This window comes from Moorena sp. SIO4E2 (assembly GCF_010671945.1).
In the GTDB taxonomy this organism is placed as follows: domain Bacteria; phylum Cyanobacteriota; class Cyanobacteriia; order Cyanobacteriales; family Coleofasciculaceae; genus Moorena; species Moorena producens.
In genome coordinates this window covers 1-1,290 of the sequence record NZ_JAAHIE010000804.1, presented here as the reverse complement: position 1 = coordinate 1,290, position 1,290 = coordinate 1, and the positions used below count along the sequence as shown (strand labels likewise).

General features: G+C 41.9%; 1 protein-coding gene. It reads left to right on the top strand.

The genetic code is table 11. The features are described 5' to 3' along the window. The first annotated feature begins 554 nt into the window (after positions 1–554). The gene (locus F6K37_RS37450) at positions 555–848 is read left to right on the top strand and encodes a hypothetical protein (protein WP_287256082.1); all 294 of its coding nucleotides are present in this window, start codon (positions 555–557) and stop codon (positions 846–848) included. Positions 849–1,290: the final 442 nt, after the last annotated feature.

The window sequence follows — 1,290 nt, the reverse complement described above, 5'->3', positions numbered from 1 at the left end:
ATAGTTTCACCATTTGTACAGTTATCATCCACCTTTGCCCACCCTACAAAAGCGATTGGCCGTAGGCCACGCTACGCGATCGCACTTCAATTCAAAGTTCAAAATTAAAAATTAAAAATTAAGGAAGAAAATCTTTAAGTGGGGTAGGGTGGGCAAATAATGTGACTTTGACCATAAGCGATGTGATCATGTCCATTTGCCCACCCTACAAAAGCGATCGCACTGTAGGGTCGGCAAATAATAATAGTTTCACCATTTGTACAGTTATCATCCACCTTTGCCCACCCTACAAAAGCGATTGGCCGTAGGCCACGCTACGCGATCGCACTTCAATTCAAAGTTCAAAATTAAAAATTAAAAATTAAGGAAGAAAATCTTTAAGTGGGGTAGGGTGGGCAAATAATGTGACTTTGACCATAAGCGATGTGATCATGTCCATTTGCCCACCCTACAAGAGCGATCGCACTTACATAACCTTCAACCAACTAACCTTCAACCAACTAACCAAAAAAAATAGCCGCAGAAATACTTTCCACGGCTAGGAATTTTCGCTTATGCACTCAATTTTCTCACCTATCTGTTCGCGTCGCAAACAGACCGGAGCCTTTGTCCGTAAGCATTCAGCTATCAGCTATCAGCATTCAGTAGTGGTGTCGGGTGGGCAAATAATCATAGTTTCACCATTTGTACAGTTATCATTGATATTTGTCCACCCTACAAAGCTATCTGTTCGCTATCAGCATTCAGTAGTGGTGTCGGGTGGGCAAATAATCATAGTTTCACCATTTGTACAGTTATCATCGACCTTTGCCCACCCTACAAAGCGCGATCTTTCTACTGACGGCTGACGGCTGACGGCTGACGGCTGACGGCTGACGGCTAACCTTTGGCCAGGGGGGAAACCCCCCCAGAAATTTAAGGTCTTAACGCCAAATCCAATATCTGATCATAATCGTAATAAATTCTCCTGGATTTCCCGTCGGCTGAAGAGGACCCCAGTCAGTAAGTTGAGCGTAGCCCAAGCCATTAAGGATATACACGGTATGGGTTATTTGCTGGCGAGACCCTTTTAAAATGTACGGAACAACGAATCCGTTTGAATTATCGTTTGAATTTGGCTGAGAGTTTTGAGGCATAGTCGAATAATTGTTTTTAGTTTTATAAATATAATCATAATGATTACAAACTAATGTGTCAAGGGTTTTTAGATTTTTTTTTGTTGAGGGTTAATTGAAAGAAAGGTAAGCGGTAAGCAATCAGCAAAATGCTTAAAATTTTGCTCGTTCGCGT

What these genes read in the sequence shown, in the direction of transcription:
- F6K37_RS37450 (WP_287256082.1), top strand. Translation starts at nt 555, where the DNA reads ATGCACTCAATTTTCTCACCTATCTGTTCGCGTCGCAAACAGACCGGA.